Consider the following 19,146-nt stretch of genomic DNA (forward strand, 5'->3'; position numbering starts at 1 on the left):
CTTGTCCTTCACAGAAAGTGAAGCCCTTCGACAAGCTCAGGGCGAGCGGAGGTTTGTATAGAGGCTGGCTATCAAAACTCGATCAACGCCGTCTTCATCTTGAGGTTCGCCACATAGGCTTCCCTACCCAGATCCTTCCCGATACCCGACTGTTTGTATCCGCCCGTCGGCAGTATGAAGTCGTTGCTCCGCCCATAGCGGTTCACCCACACCGTCCCCGCCTCCAGCGAGCGTGTAGCCCTCAAAGCCCGCGCGACATCACCAGTATGCACCCCGGCCGCCAGCCCATAGTCGCTGTCATTGGCGAGCGCATAGGCCTCTTCCTCGTCACTGAAGGTCTGGACTGTCAGCACCGGCCCGAAAATCTCGCCCTGCACCACCTCGCTTTTCTGCTCCACATTCCGCAGCAGCGTCGGCGCGAAATAGCTCCCCTCCTGCGGCGAAGTCGCCCGTCCACCGCCAGCCAGCACCTCCGCGCCCTCTGCAATGGCCCGCTTCACGATGCCGTCCATCCGATCGAGCTGGCCTTCCGATATAATCGGCCCCAGCGTCGTATCCATCCGCCAGGTCGGCCCCGCCTTATGCGCGGCGAAGGCCGCCAGAACCCGGTCGATGACCTGATCCGCCACCTTCTCCTGCACCAGCAGTCGAGACCCCGCTACGCACACCTGCCCCGCATTGAGCGTAATAGCCCGAGCAACCAGCGCCGCCGCCTTGTCCAGCCCCGCATCGGCAAAGACGATCTGCGGGCTCTTCCCGCCCAGTTCCAGCGTCACCGGCTTGGGTCCAGTCTCCGCACAAGCGGCCATGATCGCCGCGCCCGTGCGGGTGGACCCGGTAAAGGTCACCTTCGCTACCTCCGCCCGCCGCACGAGCGGATCGCCGACAGAGCGCCCATCGCCCTGCACGATGTTGAACACGCCCGCCGGCAACCCGGCCTCGATCGCCAGTTCGGCCAGCCGCACGATGCTGAACGGCGTCATTTCCGAAGGCTTCAACACCACCGAATTGCCAGCAGCAATGGCGGGCGCGATCTTCCACGCCGACATCACCAGCGGCAGGTTCCAGGGCGCGATCGCCGCCACCACGCCATAAGGTTCCGCAATGGTCAGCCCCAGCTTGTCAGGCGTCGTCGCTGCGACCTCGCCGCCGATCTTGTCGGCCCATTCGGCGAAGAAGCGGACAGTCTCGGCAGTGTAACTCAAATCCCAGCCGTTGATCTCGCCAATCGTCCGCGTCGATCCCAGCGCCTCCAGCGGGGCCAGCGTCGCCGCATCTGCATCGATCAGGTCGGCCCAGCGCCGCAGCACCTTCATTCGCCCGCGCGGGTCGGTCTGCGCCCAACCGCTCTTATTGTAGGCCGCCTGCGCATTTTCCACCGCTTCGGCCAATTGCCCCGCATCCGCGCAATCCAGTTCCACCTGCACCCGCCCGTCAGATGGCCGGCGCACGACGATCCCTTCGCCGCGTCCCTGAACCCGGCACCCGGCGATGAAATTGTTGGCGCTTCCCACGCTGATCAGATCGGGGTTGAAACCGTCCACGGCATAATCTCCTGCTACGCGTCTTCGCGTTAAATTAGGGCAGTGCTGCGGCATTTGCGGTGCTTGCGCGGGAAAGCCGACGCGATAATGTTCCAAAAAAAATGAGAAGGCAGCAGCCAATGCTTGTCCGCGCACCCTAATATCCGTTCATCGATTCATGAACCAGAGGCGGTTTCCCTATCCGCCAAGGAGCAACACGCATGGCGACAGGCATAGAGGCGATGGTGGACCTGAGGCGCATGACCGCCGAGGATTTGGCCGCCGCCCACGACCTTTCCCACGAACAGAAATGGCCGCACCGGATCGAGGATTGGGAGATGATGTTCTCGCTTGGCTCCGGTTATGTAGCGGAGCGCGATGGCGAGATCGTCGGCACCGCGATGAGCTGGCTCTATGGGGAAGATACCGCCACTCTCGGCATGGTTATCGTCTCGCCCAACGCGCAGGGCATGGGTATTGGCCGCCGTCTGATGGACGCGGTGCTCGATGATCTGAAGGGCCGCACGGTGATGCTGAACGCCACGGATGAAGGCTTGCCGCTCTATCGCAAGATGGGCTTTGAACCGATGGGCTCCATCTTTCAGCACCAGGGCGCGGCCTTTGCCGTCCCCATGGCGGAACTCATCCCCGACGAACGCGTCCGTCCGCTGGGAAACAAGGATATGGACGTTCTGCGCACCCTCGCTCGCCGCGCTACCGGCATGGACCGCGACAAGCTGCTCGATGCGCTGGTGCCGGGCGCGCAGGGCGTGGTGCTGACGCGCAGCAATGAGCCGGTAGGCTTTGCCCTCTTCCGCCGCTTCGGCCGGGGCTATGTCGTCGGCCCCACCATCGCGCCGGACACCGGCGGCGCGAAGGCGCTGATTTCGCACTGGCTCGGCTCGAACAGCGGCATCTTCTGCCGCCTCGATGTGCCGGAAGAAAGCGGCCTTTCCGGCTGGCTTGATGAACTTGGCCTACCCTGCGTTGGCCGCGTCATGCGCATGACTCGTGGCCAGCACCCGAAGGCGGACCCCGAGCTCAGGATTTTCTCTCTTACGACGCAGGCCCTCGGATGACTCTCTCCCTCAACAATTCCGCGCTGCTGATCGAACGCGCCTTCATCGGCGGCGAATGGACCGGTGCTCGGTCTGGCGCCACCCTGCCGGTCGATAATCCGGCGACCGGCGCGGTGATAGGCACGATTCCCGACTGTGGAGAGGCGGAAACGCAGGCCGCCATCGCCGCCGCAGAGGCTGCCTACCCGGCTTGGCGCGCCCGCACGGCCGCCGACCGGGCTGCATTGCTCGAACGCTGGCACGCGTTGGTTCTGGACAATATCACCGACCTCGCCTGCATCATGACCGCCGAGCAGGGCAAACCTATCGCGGAATCGGAGGGCGAGATTCGCTACGCCGCGACCTTCATCAAATGGTTCGCGGAAGAAGCCCGCCGCATTGATGGCGCGATCATTCCCGCGCCCGAAGCCAATCGCCGCATCCTCGTCATGAAGGAGCCGGTGGGCGTCTCCGCCGCGATCACTCCCTGGAATTTCCCGGCGGCGATGATCACCCGCAAATGCGCGCCCGCCCTGGCGGCCGGTTGCCCGGTCGTGGTGAAGCCGTCCGAACTCACCCCCTATTCCGCTCTGGCCCTCGCCAAACTGGCGGAGGATGCAGGCTTCCCCGCAGGGGTCTTCAGCGTCGTCACCGGCAACGCCACCGCCATTGGCGGCGTCATGACGTCCAGCCCGATCGTGCGCAAATTGTCCTTCACCGGCTCCACCCGCGTCGGCGCGCTGCTGATGCGGCAGTCGGCCGACACCATCAAGCGGCTCAGCTTGGAACTTGGCGGCAACGCGCCGCTGATCGTGTTCGACGATGCCGATCTCGACCTGGCCGTCGCCAGCGCCATGGCCAGCAAGTTCCGCAATGCGGGCCAGACCTGCGTCTGCGCCAATCGCATATTGGTGCAGGACGGCATCCATGACGCCTTCGCCGAACGCCTTGCCAAGGCCGTTTCCGCGCTAAAGGTCGCGCCGGGCGATCAGCCGGGCAGCACCATCGGCCCGCTCATCAACCGCGCAGCGGTCGAAAAGGTGAAGGCCCATGTCGATGACGCGCTCGCCCATGGCGCAAAGATTTTCGCCCAGGCTCCGGAAGGGGCAACCGGCGAACGCTTCGCCACTCCGGTCATCCTGACCGGCGCAACCCGCGACATGCGCCTCGCTGATGAAGAAACCTTCGGCCCGGTCGCGCCCCTGTTCCGCTTCACCCATGAAGAGGAAGGGATCGAGATCGCCAACGGCACCAGCTATGGCCTCGCCAGCTATTTCTACACCGAAAATCTGCACCGCGCCTTCCGCGTGGCGGAGCGGCTGGAAGCAGGTATGGTGGCGCTCAACACCGGCGGCATCTCGATGGAGATGGCCCCCTTCGGCGGCGTAAAGATGTCCGGCCTTGGTCGCGAAGGCGCGCATGCGGGGATCGAGGAATATCTGGAGACTAAGACATTCCATGTCGGTGGTTTGAAGCTCTAACGTCCATCAAACCCACATCTTCTCCGTTCGGGCTAAGCCTGTCGAAGCCCTCTACTTCTCAATAAAGAACAGCCCTTCGATAGGCCCAGGGCGAACGGGAGCAGGCCATGTCCGCCAACCGCAACTACAGCATCTCCGTCATCCCCGGCGACGGCATTGGCAAGGAAGTGATGCCCGAAGGCATCCGTATCCTGGAACGCGCCGCCAGCCTCTACGGCTTCTCGATCGAGCAGAAATGGCAGGACTTCGCCTGCTGCGACTATTACGCCAAGCATGGCCAGATGATGCCCGATGACTGGAAGGCGCAGATTGGCAACCCGGACGCGATCTTCTTCGGCGCGGTCGGCTGGCCCAATACGGTGCCCGATCATATCTCGCTTTGGGGGTCGCTGCTCCAGTTCCGGCGCGAATATGACCAATATGTCAACCTGCGCCCCGTTCGCCTGATGCCTGGGGTTCCCTGCCCACTCGTGGGCCGTGAACCGGGCGATATCGACTTCTGGGTCGTGCGTGAGAATACGGAGGGCGAATATAGCTCGGTCGGCGGCAAGATGTTCCCCGGCACCGCGCGCGAAGTCGTGATCCAGGAAACGGTGATGACGCGCCACGGCACCGACCGCGTCCTGCGCTATGCCTTCGAGCTTGCGGCGACGCGGGAGCGCAAACATGTCACCTCCGCCACCAAGTCCAACGGCATCGCCATCACCATGCCCTGGTGGGACGAGCGCGTGGAGGAGATGGCGAAAAACTACCCCACCGTCACCCACGACAAATATCATATCGACATTCTGACCGCTCAGTTCGTGCTGAACCCCGATCGGTTCGATGTGGTTGTCGCCTCCAACCTTTTCGGCGACATTCTCTCCGATCTCGGCCCCGCCTGCACCGGCACCATCGGCGTCGCCCCATCGGGCAACATCAACCCCGATCGCACCGCGCCATCCCTGTTCGAACCGGTCCACGGCTCCGCCCCCGATATTGCGGGCAAGGGCATCGCCAATCCGGTCGGCCAGATTTGGTCCGCCGCCATGATGCTGGAACATCTGGGCGAAACGGAAGCCGCCGCCGCCATCATGCGCGCGGTGGGATCGGTACTCGCTGAACCGGCACTGCGGACCGGCGACCTAAAGGGCAAGGCCAGCACCGTGGAATGTGGCAAGGCGATCGCAGAGGCATTGGGCTAACCACCACAGCCGTCACCCCGGGCTTGACCCGGGGTTCCCCTTCTCTTCAAGCCTGCACCTTAACCGGGCAGCGGGACCCCGGATCAAGTCCGGGGTGACGAATGCGGGCATTTCATCCCGCAGCACAAAATGCCGCACCACTTCCCCAAAAAACCGCGCCCTTCCCATCCGTCCTATGAAATCGGCTAATCCGGCCATCACAGCGAGCTAGTCTGACTCCAACAGACAACACCGCGAGTTACCCGATGACGCTGAAATCGAACCGGTCCCTGCTCGATATCGACCGCGACCATCTGATCCATCCCGTCACCTCCTTCCGCGCCCATGAAGCGCGCGGCGCGACCCTGCTGCAAAGCGGTAAGGGCATGTGGCTGACGGACATGGACGGCAATCAGCTGCTCGACGCTTTCGCGGGCCTCTGGTGCGTCAATGTCGGCTATGGTCAGGACAGCATCGTCGAAGCCGCCGCCGCGCAGATGCGCCAGCTTCCTTATGCGACCGGATATTTTCATTTCGGCTGCGAAACAACAGTTCGCTTGGCCCAGAAGCTAGCAGACCTCAGCCCCGAAGGACTGGACCATGTTTACTTTACCCTGGGCGGCTCCGACGCTGTAGACTCTGCAATTCGCTACATCATCCATTATTTCAACGCCATCGGCCGTCCTTCCAAGAAGCAATTCATCGCCCTCGACCGCGGTTATCACGGCTCCAGCACCACCGGCGCTGGCCTGACCGCCCTGTCAAATTTCCACCGCCTGTTCGATCTGCCCCACGCCTGGCAGCATCATATTCCCTCGCCCTACCCCTATCGCAGCGAACTAACCGACGACGCCGCGATCATCGCTCGCTCGGTTCAGCAGCTAAAGGACAAGGTGGCTGAACTGGGCGCGGATAATGTCGCCGCCTTCTTCTGCGAACCGATCCAGGGTTCGGGCGGCGTCATCGTTCCGCCCAAGGGCTGGCTCAAGGCCCTTCGCGACACATGCACGGAACTCGACATCCTCTTCGTCGCCGATGAAGTCATCACCGGCTTCGGCCGCACCGGCCCTCTCTTCGCCTGCGAGGAAGAAGGCGTCACCCCCGACCTCATGACGCTCGCCAAGGGCCTGACTGCCGGCTACGCGCCGATGGGCGCACTGCTCATGTCGGACAAAGTCTATCAGGGCATCGCCAACGGAGCCGCCCCTGAACTCGCGATCGGACACGGCTTCACCTATTCCGGACATCCCGTCAGCGCGGCAGTGGGCCTGGAAGTGCTGCGCCTCTATACTGAAGGCGGCATCCTCGCGAACGGGCGGAGCGTCGGCAGGCGCTTCGCCGCGGGCCTCAATGCCATCGCGGACCATCCGCTGGTAGGCGACACACGCGGTCGCGGGCTCCTCGGCGCGATCGAGCTTGTGGCTGACAAGGACAGCAAGGCACGGCTGGATTCCGCCCTCAAAATCCCCGACCGCCTCTTCGCGCAAGGCTATAAGAACGGCGTCATCTTCCGTTCCTTTCCCGACAACATTATCGGCCTCGCCCCTGCTCTCTGCGCGTCGGATGAGGAGATGGACGAGATCTTCGCACGCATTCGGAAAACGCTCGACGATCTGCTGGAAGAGGCAGATATTCGCGCGGCGGTGGGATAAGAAACAGGGGGGATCAAGCGCATGTTGGGTGGCCCAAGACTGGACCGGATCGACCTCAAGATCCTGACGCAGCTTCAGCAATCCGGCCGCATCACCAATGTCGAACTGGCCGACGCGGTGGGCCTGTCGCCCAGCCCTTGCCTCACCCGCGTCAAGCGGCTGGAAAAGGCGGGCTACATCACCGGCTATGGCGCTCATATCAACCTGCACAAGCTCGGCGAATTCCTGACCGTCTTCACTGAAGTCACCCTGACGGAACATCGGGCGGGTGACTTCTCCCGCTTTGAGACGCGCATCCGCAAGCTGGACGAGATCGTCGAGTGTCATCTTGTCAGCGGCGGCTATGATTATCTGCTGAAGTTCGTGACGCGAGGCGTCGCCCATTATCAGTCGATTATCGAGGGGATGCTGGAAAGCGACTATGGGATCGAAAAATATTTCAGCTATGTCGTGATCAAATCGCCTTTCATAAAACATCACTATCCGATCCAGCATCTTTTCGGCGAACAGAAATGATCGACGACCTTCTCGAACCCCTGATCGCTCTCCGCCGCGACATTCACGCGCATCCCGAACTGGGTTTTTGCGAACACCGAACGGCGGGCCGTATCGCAGAGCAACTTCGGGCGCTGGGTCTCGAAGTGCATGAGGGGATCGGCGGCACCGGCGTCGTTGCAGTATTGCGGAACGGCACTTCCACCCGCCGCATCGGGCTGCGCGCCGACATGGACGCATTGCCGATCCATGAGCAAACCAACCTGCCCTATGCCAGCAAGACCGAAGGCACTTTCCATGGCTGCGGTCATGATGGCCATGTCGCGATGCTCCTGGGCGCAGCGCAGCACCTCGTCCGAAGCCGCAACTTCGACGGCGCCGTAAACTTCTTCTTCCAGCCCGCCGAAGAGGGCCTGGGCGGCGCGCGCGAAATGGTGAAGGAGGGGCTGTTCGAGCGCTTCCCATGCGACCGCGTCTTCGGCCTGCACAATTGGCCGGACCTGCCCGCTGGGACGATCGCCACGCGTCCCGGTCCAATCATGGGCGCTGCCGACAAGTTCGAAATCATATTGGAAGGCCGCGGCGGCCATGCAGCGATCCCGCAGGACACGCCGGACGCCATTCTCGCTTCAGCCAGCTTGGTGATGCAACTCAACAGCATCGTCGCGCGCCGCATCACGCCAACCGCCTCGGCAGTGCTGTCGATCACCCAGATACACGGCGGCCACACGCATAATGTGATCCCGGCAGAGGTGAAGGTCAGCGGCACCGTTCGCACCTTCGACCCCAATGTGCAGGATGTGATCGAAGATGCGATCCGTAGCATCGCCGCAGGGGTGGCGCTCGCCAATCGTGTGACCGCGACGGTCGACTATCAGCGCTATTATCCCGCTACGATCAACGATGCAGAAGCCGCGCAGGAAGCGCTGGACGCCGCCGCGACAGTAGGAACTGCGCAACTGGCGCCCGAACCCGCCTTCACCTCGGAAGACTTCGCTTTCATGCTGCAAGCGTGCAAGGGCGCATATATCTGGCTAGGCCAAGCGCAAGCGGAAGGCTCCGTGCCGCTCCATAACCCGCATTACGACTTTAACGACGATGTGCTGGGCATCGGCATCCGTCTGCATGTCGCGCTCGCCGAACGGTATCTCGCTAAAGGCTGAAGCCGAAGCCTGCGACCGCCATCGTCGATTGCAGCGTCTCGCCCTGCGCGCGAGCAAGCTCGCGGCTGTCGCTCAGCAATCGCTCATGCGCCACACCGACAAAGGCGTTGATCTTGTCATTAAGGCGGAAGCGCAGCCGCACCGACGCCTCCGCGTCAGTGAAACCAGCGCCCACGCCGTCCGCTTCCACCCTCTGCGCTGACCAGGCAATCGCGGCGCGGGGCTCGATATAGATCTTATCCGTAATCGGCAGCTGATAAATGACCTGTGCGTCTCCGGTCACCAGCCCATCGTCGGACAGAAAAGCATAGCCCTCCCAGCTCACGCGCGATCCAATCGACCCCTGCACACCAACCATTGCGTAGCTGTCATGCGGATGAGGCTGGAAATCATGCCGTACCCCCGCCAGCAGCACGACATTGTCGCTGATGGATCGGCCATAGAGAAGCCGCGCCTGCACATCGTCGATACGATTACCGACCGCCCCGCCACCTTCCACCATCAACATCAGCTGGTCGGTGCTGTCACCGTAGGAAAAGCTGCCGTCCCACAGGAATATCTCGTCGCCTTTGCCTGCGCGCACTTCAATGAAGTCGAAGCCGCCGCTGAGCGCAGCCTTGTCCTCTTCGGCGGGCTCTTGCGCCAACACGGGCTCCGCCGCGGCGAGAGCGCAAATGCCAATGAGGGAACAGAGGAAGGCGTGGCCCACGATCTACCTTGATCAATTGTTGTCCAAGATCAGATTAGCCGCGATCGGCAGAGCATAAGCGCGAAGCAACGGCGCTAAGCCGCCAATCATGATAAGTTGTCTTGAAGCTGCAGCAGATCATGCCGCACCGGCTTTTAGAACCAGAATCGTACGCCCATGACCAGGCTCGTAGTCGATGCACTCTCCCCCTCTGCCCGCGCCAAACGCACGGTATCGCCGAGTTTCCGCTCCCAATTGATCCCCAGATAGGGCGCGAATTCCCGCGCGAATTCATAGCGCAGTCGCAAACCCAGTTCGACATCGGAGAGGCCCGAACCAATGCCAAGTTCGGGCACATCCTGCGCAGCTATATTTAGCTCGGCGGCTGGCTGCAGGATCAGACGCTGCGTGATGCGCTGGTCATAGCTCGCCTCCAACCGCAGACGCGCGTCGCCCTTGGTGGACAGAAAAGCCTGTGCCCCAACCTCGAACCAGTAGGGGGCAAGCCCTTCGATACCGACAACCGCATAGGTCCGGTCGGGGTCGGGCCGGAAATCGTGCCGCACCCCCGCTTCCAGATTGAACCAGGGATCGATGGCGCGGCTGTAAAGCGCCTGAACCTCCGCGCTTTCCAGGCGGCCGCCAATTTCGCCCTCACCTTCGGTCTTGAAGGCGAAGCGATTGATGTCGCCGCCGACCCAGCCTTCGCCTTCCCAATGGTAGCCGTCCGCACCCTTGCCCATGCGATATTCCAGCCGGTCGAGCATGATCTGCGAGAAGGTCATGCCGCCGCTTTCCTTCAGCATCGCGGCACGCGCTCGCGCCATGTCCGCCCGGCTGTAAAAAGCTTCGGCGGCATGATCGGTCGGGGCGGGCGGCGCCTCGCCCTTGGGGATGGCGTCGCCGGGGGCCGCCATGGTGTGACCGGCGTGAGGATCGGCCGCAGCGGGCGATTCTGCGGCCTGATGGGCTGAGCGATCCTGCGCCTCCGATTGCTCGGCAGGTCCGACAGTTCCATGGTCCATCTGACTATGATCCATTTCCTGCGCCCATACAGGAACCGAAGCGGATGCCAGCAGGAATGTGGCGGCGGAAATCAGCATCTTCATGCCGTCCCTCCTTCATGCCGCACGGTCACGACGCGCATCATCCCGCTGTGCATGTGCATCAGCATATGGCAATGGAACGCCCAATCCCCCAGCGCATCAGCGGTAAGGTCGAAGCTCACCTTCCCCCCGGGTAGCACATTCACCGTATGCTTGACCGGATCATGCGCACCCGCACCGGTCACCAGTTGGAAGAAGTGGCCGTGCAAATGAATGGGATGCGGCATCATCGTGTCGTTGATCAGGTTCACGCGCACCCGCTCCATATGGCGGAAGGCGATCGGCTCAGCACCGTCGGACAGCTTCACCCCGTCGAAGGACCACATATAGCGCTCCATGTTCGCGGTGAGGTGAATGTCTAATGTCCGCGTCGGCGTCCGCGTGTCCTTGAAAGGTTCCAGCGACTTCAGATCAGCATAGGTCAGCACCCGATGCTCGACATTCTCCAGCCCGGTCGGTCGATCCGCCGTCCGATCGGCGGGCATGGGGGAGAGCGTCGCTACGCCCGGCCCCATCTTCACCTGGGGTGCGACAGAAGGATCGAGCATCTTCATCGAATGCCCCGCCATGCTTTCATTGGCAGGCTGGCTGAGGTCGATGACGCCTCCCTGCCCCATGTCCATGCCGGACATGTCCATGCCCATATCCTTCATGCCCAGCAGCGGCCTTTCGCGCACCGCCGGCACCTCCGCCACCATCCCGATGCGCGGCGCCAAAGTCGCCCGCACCAGCCCGGACCTATCGATCGCCTCCGCAATCAGCCCGTAAGCCTTCGCCTCTTTGGGCTGCACCACCACATCATAGGTTTCGGCGATGCCTATCTGAAACTCGTCCGTTTCGACGGGTTGGACATGCTGGCCGTCGCACTGCACCACCGTCATCGACAGTCCCGGCAACCGCACGTTGAAGTTGGTCATGGCCGCGGCATTTATGATCCGCAGCCGCACGCGCTCACCGGGCATAAACAGCCCCGTCCAATTCTCCGCCGTGCCATGGCCGTTGACGAGGAAGCTGTAGGTGGAGCCGGTGACGTCCGAAATGTCAGTCGGGTCCATCCGCATCGCGCCCCATTCGAGCCGCTCCTTCGCGCTCTGGTCCTTACCCGCCATCAAACCCGCCAGTGTCTGCCGCTGCATGTTGAAATAGCCGCCGGATTGCTTCAGCCGCTTCAGCAGCACGTGCGGATGGACCGGACTCCAGTCGGACAGGACGATCACATGCTCGCGCTCGCTTTGCACAGGATCGACGCCAGCGGGATCGATCACGATCGGCCCGTAGTGGCCAGTTGCCTCCTGCATCCCCGAATGGCTGTGATACCAATAGGTGCCAGACTGGCGGATCGGAAATTCATAGGTGAAGGTCTTACCGGGCCGGATACCGGGGAAGCTTACTCCCGGCACTCCGTCCATTTGGAACGGCACGATCAATCCATGCCAATGGATTGATGTGTCTTCCTTCAGCTGATTGGTGACGGACAGTCGGACATTCTGCCCTTCCTTCAACCGGATTAGCGGCGCGGGCAGCGTGCCGTTGATCATTACCGCATGGGCCGAGCGCCCGCCGATCGAAAAGTGGCTCTCCCCCACGTTTAATGCAATCTGCTCGCCGCTCAGCACACCGGGCGCAGGCGCAAGCCCAGCCGTGCCGCTCCGCGCCCAAGCTGGAAAGACACGGGCCAGCGCCAGCGCGCCGCCAACGCCGCCCAGACCACGGATCAAGCTGCGGCGATCAATATCAGGTAGGGACAAGGGCATGAAATGCTCTGCAAAAGGGATGATCCCCCTTATACGCGGACCAAGCCGACATCCCTCAATTGTTCGGCCAATTTGTTGCGCGCCCGGTAAAGGCGTGTCTCCACGGCCTTTTCGCTCACTCCCAGCGCTTGCGCCGCTTCCGCTTGACTCATTCCCTCGATGGTCCGCAGCAACAGCACATCCTTGAGGTTGCCAGGTAGTGCCGCGATAGCCGCATGGATTTGTGCCAGTTCCGCGCGCGATTGAAGCTCGCGCTCCGGCGTCAACGCGTCATCCGCGACGGCAACAGCTTCCTCAATGGGTCGGGCGAAGGTGAAGAAGCGGCGCACCGCACGCCGCCGGGCCCAGTCATGGCACTTATTGATCGCGATCCGCGCGATCCACAGCCGGAAAGGGCGCGCGCCGTCATAGCGGGTCAACGCAGCGAAGGCGGCAATGAATGTTTCCTGCGTAATGTCCAGCGCCTCGGTCGCGTCGCCCACATGCCCCCGCGCTAGCCGGAATACACCGTCGCGATGCCGTCGCATCAGCTCGCCATAGGCGCTCTGCTGCCCGGCAAGCGCCGACGAGGCCAGCTCGGCATCGCTTTGTTGGGAAAGCGGCAGGTTCACCGCCCTGGGTCGGTCAGAACCTTGACGACCGCGGCATCAAATTGCGCGGCCTGATCGGGCCGCAGCACCGCACGCATGGCGAAGATATGCTTCAGCGTCTCTTTCTGCAGCATCCCCATGACATGATGCGAACGATCGACCGCCTCGCTCACCTGAGGGCCATAGCCATGCTCGGCCGCTATCGCCTGCGCCAGCCGGGCGTTGTCGGCGCGCATCTCCGCTTCCATCGCAGCACGCCGCTTGGCGAAATCCGCCTCCAGCGCATGGATGCGCCGTTCCTGACTCTCGTCCAGCTTCAACTTCTTGTGGATGAGGGAGTGGACCTCGCTTTCCACCCGAGGCTGCGGAGCGATCCAGACGCGCGCCACCAGCACCGCCGCCAAAGCCGCCGCAAAGGCGACCAGCGCGACCAGCCCATATCGCCCTGCCCCCTTCACCATTTACTGGCCCAACAAACGTGACGGCGCGTAATCGGACATGCCAATCACTACTGGCTGCGACGCTGCCTGAGCCGGGCTACCCGGCACCACGCTGCTGACCCAGCCAATGCCAATGGCCATGATCCCCGCCAGCGCCAGACTGCGCCGCGCAACTGCACGCTCCCGGCGATGGGCAACGCCTGCCATTACCGCCTCATCCATCATCGCGAGACGAGGATCCGTTGGCGCTGCGCGGAGTTGGCCAAGCCATTGATCAAGGTCGCTCATCACTCACACTCCCTATACACGCCCAGGATACGCTCGCCGCCCGCCAATCCCTCATGCAAAAATTTATGCACGTCCGTCGAGGGGTGACATAATCCGCCGCGTAATATCCCTAATCGCAACCCGATTGGAGATGAGTTCCATGCGCCGTATCCTGTTCACCGCCGCCGTCGCGCTTGCCACCCTCCCCGCCGTGGCTATGGCGCATCCCAAGCTGCTTTCCTCTAACCCTGCCGCGAACGCCACCGTCGCCAAACCGAACAAGCTGACGCTGACTTTTTCCGAAAAGCTGCTCGCTCCTCTGAGCGGCGTTGATCTCACCATGACCGGCATGCCGGGGATGGCCGATCATGCGCCGATGCCGATCAAGGGCTTCAAGACTGCTGTTGAAGGCGATGGCAAAACCTTGGCCATCACCCTACCCCGCGCGCTTCCGGCGGGTAGCTATGATCTTAGCTGGCATATCGTCGGCGCTGATCAACATAAGATCGCGGGCAAATACAGTTTCTCGGTAAAGTAACCCGTGCCGATCGACGGGCTCCTCGTCGCCACGCGATTCGGCCTTTACGCCGACTTAGCGGCTCTCGCTGGGCTCCCACTATTCTGGTGGAGCATGCGCAAGGGCACTGGTGCCGGAGCCCGCGGCATTCTGGCAGTGCTTGCCTTTGGCGGCATTGCCTTTTCGGCGCTATGGCTGCTCGCCACCGCTGCCGCTATGGCTGGAACTTCCGTGTTCGCTCCTGACTGGAGCGTGGTGGACATCCTACTGCGCGAGACCATGATCGGCCCGCTCTTGGGCGTGCGCGCGGTCGCGTTGCTCCTGATCCTAATGCTTCCGCTCGTCTCGCGGAGAGCGGACGGACCACCCGTCACCATCGCCCTGCTCGCAACGGTGGCAGCAGCCACTCTCGCCTGGTCAGGTCATGCAGGCGCAACCGAAGGCGTGGCTGGAACGGTCCACCGGGCGGCGGACGTCCTTCACATCCTCGCCGCGTCCGCTTGGGTGGGCGCGCTGCTGGCTCTACTAACCAGAATTTTCTGCAGTGCATCGGATGTGCAGGAAACAGAGCAGACTGCACTCATGCTCCATCGTTTTTCGCTGTTCGGCACCTTGTTCGTGATCACCCTCATCGTCAGCGGTGCGATCAACAGCGTGATGATCGTTGGCTTCGCCAATCTCCCGCTCCTGCTGCACAGCCTCTATGGCTGGCTGCTGCTGGCGAAAATCGCGCTGTTCGGCGGTATGCTCATCCTGGCTGCAGCCAATCGCTGGCGCCTGACGCCAGCCCTCACACGGGCCGCCAGTTCCGGCGACCTCGCATCTGCCCAGGCTCGGTTGCGTATGTCGCTGACCTTTGAAACGATCATGGCTTTGGGTATCCTGGCGTTGGTCGCTGCGCTCGGCACCCTCGACCCGCTGGGTGGCTAGATCCAGCCTTCCAGCACCTGATTAGGCGGCCGGTGTCCGTCTGCCCAACTGCGGATATTCGCGATCACTCGCGCGCCCGTTGCGTCCCGTCCCTCGAAAGTAGCCGATCCCATATGAGGCAACAGCACGACGTTGGACAGCGCCAGCAGCCGCGGATCGACCGCAGGTTCATGCGTATATACGTCGAGCCCCGCCCCTGCGATCCGGCCCTCGGCCAGCGCCGCGATCAGCGCTGGTTCATCCGTGATCTCGGCACGTGAAGTATTGATGAGATAGGCATCCGGCCGCATGAGCGCGATGCGGCGCGCATCGATCATGCCCCGGCTGTCTGCATTGAGCGGACAATTGATCGACACGATGTCGCTTTCGCGCAGCAGAGAATCCAGTTCGGGATGCCAGGTGGCGCTCAGTTCTTGCTCCACCTCAAACGGCAAGCGGTGACGATTGTGATAAGCGATCGACAGCCCAAACGCAGCCGCGCGCTTGGCCACCGCCCGGCCGATCCGGCCCATGCCGATGATGCCCAGCTTCTTGCCGCCGATGCGATGTCCCAGCATACCCGAAGGGCTCCAGCCGGGCCAAGCGCCCGACCGCACCAGCTTTTCCCCTTCCGCCAGCCGGCGGGGCACTGACAGGATCAGCGCCATCGTCATGTCGGCTGTATCTTCGGTCAGCACGCCGGGTGTGTTGGTGACGATGATCTCCTTCCGCCGCGCCGCGCCGAGATCGATATGATCAACGCCGCTGCCAAAGCTCGCGATCAACTGCAGCCTTTCCGGCGCAGCCGCGATCAGCGCTGCATCGATCTGATCGGTGACGGCGGGCACCAGCACGTCGCATTGCGCCATGGCGCGGGTCAGCGCCGTGCGATCCATCGGCACGTCGCCAACATTGAAGACCGCGTCAAACAGTTCGGCCATCCGCGCCTCCACATTGGGAGGCAGGCGGCGTGTCACGACGACACGCGGCTTGGCGGGACGCGGTTTCTTGGCCATGCTTGGCCGCTATTCCTGGTGGCAGCGATGGTCAAGCACCTTGTACTTCCCGCCAAAGACAATGGTTGTCGGTCGCCTCTGTCAGCCGCTATAAAGGGCCGGGCACATGAAGGGAAAAGATCAGGCATGAAGGGCTATTTGCCGCGCGCAGGCATCGCCGCCGCCGCGCTATGCATTGCAAGCGGCACATCCGCCTCACCAGCCAAGCCTGTCCCTTATTGGGCCTCACTCAGTCAGGATGAGGCGCGGATGCGCGTCGGGCCCAGCCTCGATTATCCATCCAGCTGGGTCTATCGCCGTCGCGACCTGCCCGTGAAGGTCGTGCAGGTGCTTGGCCTCTGGCGCAAGATAGAGGACCCCAGCGGCGCTCAAGGTTGGATGCACGTCCGTCTGCTGAGCGACACGCCCACGGCCATTGTTACGGCATCGATCGCTCCGATGCGCCAGTCCGCAAGCGAGGGCGCCCGCACCGTTTTCCGCGCGGAAAAGGGCGTGGTCGGCCGGTTGTCATCATGCAGCGACGGCTGGTGCGGCTTTGATGTAGGTGGGCAGCGCGGTTTCGTCCGAGCCACCGATATATGGGGCGCGACCTCCTGATGGTTCAGGTCTGCGCTTCACCTTCGCGATCGACGATGGCGAAGCTGTCGCGCTGAGCTTCGGCCTCGGCGCCTTCTTCGCCGCCGAATTGGTCCGCATGCATCAGACGCTTCACCATGGGCGCGATAGCCATGACCACTATGCCGATGCCGATCGACCACCATCCGATCTGGCTATAAACCGAAAGAACGCCATCGCGCGAAGCCGCGCCTGCCTCACCCCCCGTAGCCGCAGCGATCATCCCGGCGGCATATTCGCCAAGCGCCATCGCCAGGAACCATATCCCCATCATCAGGCCGATCATCCGCGAAGGCGCGAGCTTCGACATTGCCGACAGCCCCACCGGCGACAGACATAGCTCGCCCAGGGTGTGGCAGAGATAGAGAAGGAAGATGAACAGCACCGGCGTCAGAGTCTCCGGCGCGCCCGTTCCCGCCACCAGGATCAGGAAGCCCGCACCAACCAGCGCCAGCGCCAGCCCGAACTTCGCGGGCGTGGAAGGCTCCCGCCCCCGTTTCGCCAGTGCGATCCACAGCGCCGCGATCACAGGTCCAAAGATGAGGATATAGGCGGCATTGACCGACTGAAACATCGATGCCGGTACGTCGAAGCCGAGAATATGCCTGTTAGCGTAACGATCAGTAAATAGGCTGAGCGACGACCCCGTCTGCTCATAGAGGCCCCAAAATAGTGGGTTTATGACCAGCAGGAACAGCGCCGCCAGCATGCGGTCGCGGCCAATGCGCTCCATTCGCCCAAATGCTTCCCAAAAAATGTAAAGCACCATCAGCACGCTCGCGCCGGCCAGCATCCATCCCACGACAGCATGCTGTTGGATCAGTACCCAGCACAACAGGATAGCAAGCAGGCTCGACAGATAGACCAGCCATTCCCGGCTGATTATCCCGCCAACCCGCTCAGCGAGTTGTTGCGGATTAGGCGGTTCGCCCCCGCCCTGCAGCAGCGGCTTGGCCAGAACGAAGCCAATGACTCCGGCAATCATCCCGACTGAAGCCGCACCGAAACCCCAATGCCATCCCCAGCGCTGCCCCAAATAGCCGCAGATCACCGGGCCGATCGTGGCGCCAACATTGATGCCCATGTAGAAGATCGTGTAGGCGGGATCACGCCGCATATCGTCTCGCGGATAAAGCTGGCCCACCAGCGCCGAAACGCTGGCCTTCAGAAATCCTGTCCCAATGATCACCGTCGCAAGCCCCAGCCAGAACAGGCCAAGGCCCATGCTGTCGGCTGATCCGTCCGCCTCAAGGCCCAGGATGATATGGCCAATTGCGATAACGATGCCGCCGAACAGCACCGCCTTGCGCTGCCCCAGATAGCGGTCGGCCAGATAGCCGCCCATCAGCGGCGCGATGTAGACTAGGGACATGTAGGCGCCATAGGAGTGCGCCGCGTCTCGATCGGAAAAAAGGAAATGCTGCGTCAAATAGAAGATCAGCAACGCACGCATGCCGTAGAAGGAGAAGCGTTCCCACATTTCCACAAAGAACAGCAGGAACAAACCGCGCGGGTGGCCAAGCCAGGTCTTGCCTGCGGGCGCTACGTTCGTAGGTGAGGTCGCCATCCCTATCCTGTCCGGCCAAATGCTGTGCGTAAAGTAGAGCGGAAATCACGGGGCTGTCAAAACAGGGGAGGCCCTTGCGCGCCGAGCGCTGCCGCGCCATCTGGATCGCCATGTTCAACGACGCCTCCACTCCGCTTTCGCTCCTACGCACCCGCCGGTCCGGCAAGCCTCGCGACCTCATCGCGCCGGGCCCCGACGCCGGACAGTTGCAGCAGATATTGGAGATCGCCCTGCGAACGCCAGACCATGGGAAGCTCGCCCCCTGGCGCTTCGTCATCGTTCCGCTGGATCAGCGCGGTCGCCTCGCAGATCTGCTGGTCAGTGCCTATCGCCGGGAGAAGCCGGATGCTGGACGGCTGGAGCTGGAGGCGATGCACCAATTCGCACATCAGGCGCCCACACTGGTCGTGGCGCTATCCGCTCCGGTCCTAGGTAGCAAGATCCCTGTATGGGAACAGGAACTGTCTTCCGGAGCGGCAATCATGAACTTGCTCCACGCGAGCCACGCGCTGGGCTTCGCGGCCGGATGGCTGACTGGCTGGCCCGCTTATAATGAAGATGTCCGCGCCGCTTTCGCCCCGGCAGGCAAACGGATTGCCGGATTCATTTTCATCGGCACCCCCGGCAAGCCGCAGGAGGAACGGCCCCGGCCGGTTTATGACGAGATAGTTTCCGTCTGGAACAGCTAGTTACGGGCACTCTCGGCCACGACCGGGCGCTCGCCTTGACCTGCTTCGCTGTATTATGGCACCGATGCACCTATGGCTGACGACTCCAAGCCCGTTTATCTCCGCCTGCGCGACATCATCGCGGCGTCGATACTCGACGGCAGTTACAGCGATGGCGATATGCTCCCGTCTGTGCGGGCGCTCGCAGCCAAAGAAGGCGCCAATCCGCTGACGGTCGCCAAGGCATATCAAAGTTTCCAGGACGATGGCCTAGTGCTGGTCAAGCGCGGGGTAGGTATGTTTGTCGCGGAAGGCGCGACCCGCCGCCTGCGTGAAGCGGAACGCCGTCGCTTCCTGGACACTGTCTGGCCGCCGGTTGCAGAACAGATCAAACGCTTGGGCATTTCCGCCGAGGATCTAGACCTGCGACGGGTTTGAGGGCGCAGTTCAACGCATCGCCTAAAATTCCGGTCG

Annotated in this window: 20 protein-coding genes; 11 read left to right on the forward strand and 9 right to left on the reverse strand. The window is 62.5% G+C overall.

All coding sequences use genetic code 11. The features are described 5' to 3' along the window. Nucleotides 1-71: 71 nt before the first annotated feature. Nucleotides 72-1,544 (reverse strand): aldehyde dehydrogenase family protein, encoded by a 1,473-nt coding sequence (locus EP837_RS02800; protein WP_225870566.1) that lies wholly within the window; start codon nucleotides 1,542-1,544, stop codon nucleotides 72-74. Nucleotides 1,545-1,744: 200 nt separating this feature from the next. Between EP837_RS02800 and EP837_RS02805 the strand changes: the two genes are divergently transcribed. From EP837_RS02805 to EP837_RS02830, 6 genes are all read left to right on the forward strand, one after another. Continuing rightward, nucleotides 1,745-2,602 carry a GNAT family N-acetyltransferase gene (locus EP837_RS02805; protein ID WP_066524272.1) on the forward strand — a complete coding sequence of 286 codons (858 nt, stop codon included), beginning with the start codon at nucleotides 1,745-1,747 and terminating at the stop codon, nucleotides 2,600-2,602. Beyond that, complete coding sequence (locus EP837_RS02810) at nucleotides 2,599-4,062, forward strand: NAD-dependent succinate-semialdehyde dehydrogenase (RefSeq protein ID WP_066524276.1); 1,464 nt, start codon at nucleotides 2,599-2,601, stop codon at nucleotides 4,060-4,062. The genes EP837_RS02805 and EP837_RS02810 overlap by 4 nt, the downstream gene beginning before the upstream one ends. 107 nt (nucleotides 4,063-4,169) lie before the next feature. Next, nucleotides 4,170-5,246, forward strand: a complete 1,077-nt coding sequence (locus EP837_RS02815) for a tartrate dehydrogenase (protein ID WP_066524278.1) — start codon at nucleotides 4,170-4,172, stop codon at nucleotides 5,244-5,246. A gap of 245 nt (nucleotides 5,247-5,491) precedes the next feature. After that, nucleotides 5,492-6,877 carry an aspartate aminotransferase family protein gene (locus EP837_RS02820; protein ID WP_066524280.1) on the forward strand — a complete coding sequence of 462 codons (1,386 nt, stop codon included), beginning with the start codon at nucleotides 5,492-5,494 and terminating at the stop codon, nucleotides 6,875-6,877. Between the two features lie 21 nt (nucleotides 6,878-6,898). Further along, complete coding sequence (locus EP837_RS02825; protein ID WP_066524286.1) at nucleotides 6,899-7,393, forward strand: Lrp/AsnC family transcriptional regulator; 495 nt, start codon at nucleotides 6,899-6,901, stop codon at nucleotides 7,391-7,393. Further along, the gene (locus tag EP837_RS02830) at nucleotides 7,390-8,535 is read left to right on the forward strand and encodes a M20 aminoacylase family protein (RefSeq protein ID WP_066524289.1); all 1,146 of its coding nucleotides are present in this window, start codon (nucleotides 7,390-7,392) and stop codon (nucleotides 8,533-8,535) included. The genes EP837_RS02825 and EP837_RS02830 overlap by 4 nt, the downstream gene beginning before the upstream one ends. On the opposite strand, the gene EP837_RS02835 is transcribed toward EP837_RS02830, so the two are convergent. The 6 genes from EP837_RS02835 to EP837_RS02860 all read right to left on the reverse strand — a co-directional run bounded on the left by EP837_RS02835 (nucleotide 8,525) and on the right by EP837_RS02860 (nucleotide 13,401). Beyond that, nucleotides 8,525-9,181, reverse strand: coding sequence for a copper resistance protein B (locus EP837_RS02835; RefSeq protein WP_197486301.1), 657 nt, complete (start codon nucleotides 9,179-9,181; stop codon nucleotides 8,525-8,527). The two genes, EP837_RS02830 and EP837_RS02835, sit on opposite strands and share 11 nt — an antisense overlap. Nucleotides 9,182-9,378: 197 nt before the next feature. After that, complete coding sequence (locus EP837_RS02840) at nucleotides 9,379-10,332, reverse strand: copper resistance protein B (protein ID WP_066524293.1); 954 nt, start codon at nucleotides 10,330-10,332, stop codon at nucleotides 9,379-9,381. Further along, nucleotides 10,329-12,083 (reverse strand): copper resistance system multicopper oxidase, encoded by a 1,755-nt coding sequence (locus tag EP837_RS02845; RefSeq protein WP_443019123.1) that lies wholly within the window; start codon nucleotides 12,081-12,083, stop codon nucleotides 10,329-10,331. The genes EP837_RS02840 and EP837_RS02845 overlap by 4 nt, the downstream gene beginning before the upstream one ends. A gap of 29 nt (nucleotides 12,084-12,112) precedes the next feature. Next, nucleotides 12,113-12,688, reverse strand: a complete 576-nt coding sequence (locus EP837_RS02850) for a sigma-70 family RNA polymerase sigma factor (RefSeq protein ID WP_066528569.1) — start codon at nucleotides 12,686-12,688, stop codon at nucleotides 12,113-12,115. A 2-nt stretch (nucleotides 12,689-12,690) separates the two neighbouring features. Beyond that, entirely contained in the window at nucleotides 12,691-13,134 is a 444-nt protein-coding gene (locus tag EP837_RS02855; protein ID WP_066524295.1) for a periplasmic heavy metal sensor, read from the reverse strand. Beyond that, entirely contained in the window at nucleotides 13,135-13,401 is a 267-nt protein-coding gene (locus EP837_RS02860) for a hypothetical protein (protein WP_066524297.1), read from the reverse strand. It abuts the gene before it with no gap. 139 nt (nucleotides 13,402-13,540) lie between these two features. Here EP837_RS02860 and copC point away from each other — a divergent pair, with 139 nt between their 5' ends. Beyond that, on the forward strand, nucleotides 13,541-13,918 hold the full coding sequence (gene copC, locus EP837_RS02865) for a copper homeostasis periplasmic binding protein CopC (RefSeq protein ID WP_066528572.1): 378 nt from the start codon (nucleotides 13,541-13,543) through the stop codon (nucleotides 13,916-13,918). A gap of 3 nt (nucleotides 13,919-13,921) precedes the next feature. Beyond that, a complete protein-coding gene (gene copD, locus EP837_RS02870) occupies nucleotides 13,922-14,827 on the forward strand; it encodes a copper homeostasis membrane protein CopD (RefSeq protein ID WP_225870568.1) in 906 nt (301 codons plus the stop codon). Here the strand turns inward: copD and EP837_RS02875 are convergent. After that, nucleotides 14,824-15,822, reverse strand: a complete 999-nt coding sequence (locus tag EP837_RS02875; RefSeq protein ID WP_066524298.1) for a 2-hydroxyacid dehydrogenase — start codon at nucleotides 15,820-15,822, stop codon at nucleotides 14,824-14,826. The genes copD and EP837_RS02875 overlap by 4 nt on opposite strands. A 126-nt stretch (nucleotides 15,823-15,948) precedes the next feature. Between EP837_RS02875 and EP837_RS02880 the strand changes: the two genes are divergently transcribed. Then, nucleotides 15,949-16,419 (forward strand): SH3 domain-containing protein, encoded by a 471-nt coding sequence (locus EP837_RS02880; RefSeq protein ID WP_066524299.1) that lies wholly within the window; start codon nucleotides 15,949-15,951, stop codon nucleotides 16,417-16,419. A gap of 4 nt (nucleotides 16,420-16,423) precedes the next feature. Here the strand turns inward: EP837_RS02880 and EP837_RS02885 are convergent, their stop codons facing one another. Beyond that, nucleotides 16,424-18,004: a peptide MFS transporter gene (locus EP837_RS02885; protein WP_066524300.1), complete on the reverse strand. Its 1,581-nt coding sequence runs from the start codon at nucleotides 18,002-18,004 to the stop codon at nucleotides 16,424-16,426. A 110-nt stretch (nucleotides 18,005-18,114) separates the two neighbouring features. Here EP837_RS02885 and EP837_RS02890 point away from each other — a divergent pair, with 110 nt between their 5' ends. Continuing rightward, entirely contained in the window at nucleotides 18,115-18,693 is a 579-nt protein-coding gene (locus EP837_RS02890) for a nitroreductase family protein (RefSeq protein ID WP_066528576.1), read from the forward strand. Between the two features lie 72 nt (nucleotides 18,694-18,765). After that, nucleotides 18,766-19,110 (forward strand): GntR family transcriptional regulator, encoded by a 345-nt coding sequence (locus tag EP837_RS02895; protein WP_066524302.1) that lies wholly within the window; start codon nucleotides 18,766-18,768, stop codon nucleotides 19,108-19,110. Nucleotides 19,111-19,146 lie beyond the last annotated feature (36 nt).

The sequence above is a fragment of the Sphingobium sp. EP60837 genome (assembly GCF_001658005.1).
In the GTDB taxonomy this organism is placed as follows: Bacteria; Pseudomonadota; Alphaproteobacteria; order Sphingomonadales; family Sphingomonadaceae; genus Sphingobium; species Sphingobium tyrosinilyticum.

Excerpts from the sequence above, each read along its gene's own strand:
- EP837_RS02805 (WP_066524272.1), top strand. The coding sequence starts at position 1,745 with ATGGCGACAGGCATAGAGGCGATGGTGGACCTGAGGCGCATGACCGCC.
- EP837_RS02810 (WP_066524276.1), top strand. The coding sequence starts at position 2,599 with ATGACTCTCTCCCTCAACAATTCCGCGCTGCTGATCGAACGCGCCTTC.
- EP837_RS02815 (WP_066524278.1), top strand. The coding sequence starts at position 4,170 with ATGTCCGCCAACCGCAACTACAGCATCTCCGTCATCCCCGGCGACGGC.
- EP837_RS02820 (WP_066524280.1), top strand. The coding sequence starts at position 5,492 with ATGACGCTGAAATCGAACCGGTCCCTGCTCGATATCGACCGCGACCAT.
- EP837_RS02825 (WP_066524286.1), top strand. The coding sequence starts at position 6,899 with ATGTTGGGTGGCCCAAGACTGGACCGGATCGACCTCAAGATCCTGACG.
- EP837_RS02830 (WP_066524289.1), top strand. The coding sequence starts at position 7,390 with ATGATCGACGACCTTCTCGAACCCCTGATCGCTCTCCGCCGCGACATT.
- EP837_RS02840 (WP_066524293.1), bottom strand. The coding sequence starts at position 10,332 with ATGAAGATGCTGATTTCCGCCGCCACATTCCTGCTGGCATCCGCTTCG.
- EP837_RS02845 (WP_443019123.1), bottom strand. The coding sequence starts at position 12,083 with ATGCCCTTGTCCCTACCTGATATTGATCGCCGCAGCTTGATCCGTGGT.
- EP837_RS02855 (WP_066524295.1), bottom strand. The coding sequence starts at position 13,134 with ATGGTGAAGGGGGCAGGGCGATATGGGCTGGTCGCGCTGGTCGCCTTT.
- EP837_RS02860 (WP_066524297.1), bottom strand. The coding sequence starts at position 13,401 with ATGAGCGACCTTGATCAATGGCTTGGCCAACTCCGCGCAGCGCCAACG.
- copC (WP_066528572.1), top strand. The coding sequence starts at position 13,541 with ATGCGCCGTATCCTGTTCACCGCCGCCGTCGCGCTTGCCACCCTCCCC.
- EP837_RS02875 (WP_066524298.1), bottom strand. The coding sequence starts at position 15,822 with ATGGCCAAGAAACCGCGTCCCGCCAAGCCGCGTGTCGTCGTGACACGC.
- EP837_RS02880 (WP_066524299.1), top strand. The coding sequence starts at position 15,949 with ATGAAGGGCTATTTGCCGCGCGCAGGCATCGCCGCCGCCGCGCTATGC.
- EP837_RS02885 (WP_066524300.1), bottom strand. The coding sequence starts at position 18,004 with ATGGCGACCTCACCTACGAACGTAGCGCCCGCAGGCAAGACCTGGCTT.
- EP837_RS02890 (WP_066528576.1), top strand. The coding sequence starts at position 18,115 with ATGTTCAACGACGCCTCCACTCCGCTTTCGCTCCTACGCACCCGCCGG.
- EP837_RS02895 (WP_066524302.1), top strand. The coding sequence starts at position 18,766 with ATGGCTGACGACTCCAAGCCCGTTTATCTCCGCCTGCGCGACATCATC.